Source organism: Vibrio sp. V09_P4A23P171, from assembly GCF_963875615.1.
In the GTDB taxonomy this organism is placed as follows: domain Bacteria; phylum Pseudomonadota; class Gammaproteobacteria; order Enterobacterales; family Vibrionaceae; genus Vibrio; species Vibrio anguillarum.
The window spans coordinates 1-3,039 of sequence record NZ_CAWNMR010000059.1 but is presented as its reverse complement, the minus strand read 5'-3'; the positions used below and the strand labels follow the sequence as shown (position 1 = coordinate 3,039).

General features: G+C 44.8%; 5 protein-coding genes. 2 read left to right on the top strand and 3 right to left on the bottom strand.

The genetic code is table 11. The features are described 5' to 3' along the window. From AACT23_RS15020 to AACT23_RS15010, 3 genes are all read right to left on the bottom strand, one after another. On the bottom strand, positions 1 to 287 hold a 287-nt coding region (locus tag AACT23_RS15020), incomplete at its 3' end, for a glyceraldehyde 3-phosphate dehydrogenase NAD-binding domain-containing protein (protein ID WP_303396347.1). A gap of 21 nt (positions 288 to 308) precedes the next feature. After that, on the bottom strand, positions 309 to 650 hold the full coding sequence (locus AACT23_RS15015; protein ID WP_094129327.1) for a metalloregulator ArsR/SmtB family transcription factor: 342 nt from the start codon (positions 648 to 650) through the stop codon (positions 309 to 311). Between the two features lie 82 nt (positions 651 to 732). Further along, positions 733 to 1,110, bottom strand: a complete 378-nt coding sequence (locus AACT23_RS15010; RefSeq protein ID WP_094129324.1) for a hypothetical protein — start codon at positions 1,108 to 1,110, stop codon at positions 733 to 735. Positions 1,111 to 1,440: 330 nt separating this feature from the next. Between AACT23_RS15010 and AACT23_RS15005 the strand changes: the two genes are divergently transcribed. Continuing rightward, positions 1,441 to 2,463 (top strand): substrate-binding domain-containing protein, encoded by a 1,023-nt coding sequence (locus AACT23_RS15005; RefSeq protein ID WP_094129321.1) that lies wholly within the window; start codon positions 1,441 to 1,443, stop codon positions 2,461 to 2,463. Between the two features lie 67 nt (positions 2,464 to 2,530). Continuing rightward, on the top strand, positions 2,531 to 3,039 hold a 509-nt coding region (locus AACT23_RS15000; protein ID WP_176428677.1), incomplete at its 3' end, for a phosphate ABC transporter permease family protein.

Here is a 3,039-nt window from a genome sequence, read left to right as displayed (position 1 = left end):
GTTGCTTCGATGACCACATCACAACCAGACCAATCGACATCACTGATCGCTTTTTGTTGTGAGGTACGAATAACCTGACCGTTGGCAATGATCGCATTACCGTCGCTTGTCACTTCATGATGCCAACGGCCTTGTATTGAATCAAATTCGAGCAAATGAGCCAAGGTCGCCGCGTCACCCGCAACATCGTTAATCTGGATAAATTCGATCTCAGGCCAATCAAATGAGGCTCTTAATGCTAAACGACCAATACGACCAAACCCGTTAATTCCGACTTTAATAGACATTTTTATTTCCTTTTATCCCTTCTAAACACAGCATTCTGGGCGAGATTTCATCTCTGCCAGCCTTTGCATATCCTGTTGGTATTCTTGTTTCAGGCAGTTGGACTCCACCAGCCCTTGAATTTGTTTTCTCATCCATCCGGGCAGTTGGTCCGAGAGCCGATAAAACACCCATTGCCCTTGCCTTGTATCAACCACCACGCCACTGGAACGAAGTAGAGCCAGATGGCGAGAAATTTTCGGTTGGCTTTCATTTAACGCTTGCGTCAACTCGCCGACACACACTCGCTGCTCGCGTGCAATCATGAGCAAACAGCGCACTCGCGTTTCATCGGACAGCAACTTAAAAAACTGATGAGGTAGCATTTTACTTATCTCTGCATATGCGGATGTGCATATATATCATATAAAAAGAAATCGCTGTCAATATAAAAGTTACCGCTGACTTTTAAAGGATGATGTTAAAGCGAGAAGTAAAATAGCTGACAGCATGTTGCAGGGCTTTTGTTGCATTTTGATTACAATCGATTTCCCAATAAACCTGTTTTTGATATGCCTCTCGGCGTCTATCGTGTTGGTACATCGCATAGTTAATATCGATCACATAATCGTAAGCGGGCTCTAACCTCTGTGTCGGCTCGATGAAGGTGTAGCCAAAGTAACCCAACTTTTCCAAATGGCTTTGCTCGGGTAAGTCGATGCCGTCAATCGCTTCAAAAGTAATCTCATAGAAACTTCCAGCATTGATATACAACAGTTGAGCAGCGATACAAGCAAGGTCGGAGTTAGGGAAGCTAATCAAATGAACGGTTCTTTTATCTATCATGTTGCCAGCCTCCTTTACTGACATACTTAATTAAGTGGGTGTGTTTAGCAGAATATAGATGAAATTTCGAATTTCATTCACAAATATTTCACACTGTTAAACATTCAATCACCCCATAATTACTGAATAAATAAATATATCCTTCTGATTTTTAATAAAAACAATCTACTTATAAAACAAAAAAGCCAGAACAGTCATAAATTTGTCACATAAAGTCTATTTTATTGTCACATTGTCCTCTCAGAATTTACCTAGCTAAACAATACAAAGCTGCTTACGGAAGACTTTTCAAAACAGTCTACGGTTATGAAATTTAATGAGGGAAATATTATGAAGTTCGGACGCAATGCGCTTTTGCTTGCTTCAACCATCGCAACCGCGATCTCTGCCCCAGCAATGGCACGTGATACGATCCAAATCGCTGGCTCTTCAACCGTTTTGCCATTTTCTTCTATCGTTGCAGAAGAGTTCGGCCAAACCTTCCCACAATTTAACACGCCAGTGGTCGGTTCCGGTGGTTCAAGTGGCGGTTTACGTCAGTTCTGTCAAGGTGTCGGTGTCAATACCATCGATATTGCTAACGCCTCACGCGCCATTAAATCTTCTGAAGTGGAAAGCTGCCGCGCGAATGGCGTGACAGAAATCATTGAAGTCAAAGTCGGCTATGATGGCATTGTGTTCGCATCTCGTACCGACAGTGGCACTTTTGCCCTTAAGCCAGAGCATGTGTTTAAAGCGGGTGCAGCACAAATTCCGCAGAATGGCAAAATGGTGTCAAACCCTTACACCAACTGGAAACAAATTGACGCCTCTCTTCCTGACCAAGAAATTCTGCTTGTGATACCAGGTTCTAATCACGGCACGCGTGAAGTGTACGAAGAGAAAGTCGTTCACCCAGGTTGTGAGACTTTTGCCGAAGTCAAAGCGATGGACAAAAAAGCCAAAGGTAACTTCTGTAATGCGATTCGCACCGATGGTCGCGTAGTTGAAGTCGCTGGCGATTATACCGAAACCCTCGCTCGTCTTGATGCTCAGAAAAATGCGCTTGGTGTATTTGGCCTAAGCTTCTACGACCAAAACCGTGACCGCTTGAAAGTGGCGACCGTTAACGGCGTAACCCCAAGCTTAGATACCATTGGCAGCGGGCAATACCCAGTTTCTCGCCCACTGTTCTTCTACATCAAGAATGCTCATGTCGGTGTAGTACCGGGAATTCTCGAATACGCACAGTTTTTTGTGAGTGGACAAATGGGCGCAACGGGTAGCCAACTTGAAGCGGCAGGCCTTATCCCAATGGATGATAAAGAGCGCGCCCAGGTGTCGCAAAACATTAAAAATCGCAAACTCCTTTAAGGCTCTCTGATTAGCTTGGGCCAGTGTTTTCGGCTCAAGCTAACGCTTTAATAAGGTAAGAATAACAATGAATAATCTGATGCTGATGGTGGTACTACTGGCGGTAATGGCACTGGCTTACCACTTAGGGCTGACGCGCAGTAAAAAAGTAGCATCAACCAATGCTGGAACTCAGCGTTTACACTCTCGCCCTGTTTATCACGGCATGCTAACCCTGCTTTGGTGTGTGGTTCCTGCTTTGTTAATTTGGATAGTATGGAGCCTATGTTCTCCCATACTGATTCAGCAAATGGTAGTTGATAGCCTTCCTACGGATCTGCAGCCAACGGCCGTGGAGGGTGCTCACGTACTGATGAATAAACTGCATAATATCGCCAGCGGTTTCGCTGTACTCGATAGCTTTTCTCCTCAAGAAATTACCGCCGCAGACTACTTAAAGCAGTTAGAACAACGCAGCTATTTATTACTCACTGGTTTGATGGCAACGGTTGCCGCGGCCGGATTAGTCTTCAGCACTCGACAAATTCGCCCTGATCTTCGCGCACGCAACACAGTCGAACGTGCACTGCATATACT

What these genes read in the sequence shown, in the direction of transcription:
- AACT23_RS15005 (WP_094129321.1), top strand. Translation starts at nt 1,441, where the DNA reads ATGAAGTTCGGACGCAATGCGCTTTTGCTTGCTTCAACCATCGCAACC.
- AACT23_RS15015 (WP_094129327.1), bottom strand. Translation starts at nt 650, where the DNA reads ATGCTACCTCATCAGTTTTTTAAGTTGCTGTCCGATGAAACGCGAGTG.
- AACT23_RS15010 (WP_094129324.1), bottom strand. Translation starts at nt 1,110, where the DNA reads ATGATAGATAAAAGAACCGTTCATTTGATTAGCTTCCCTAACTCCGAC.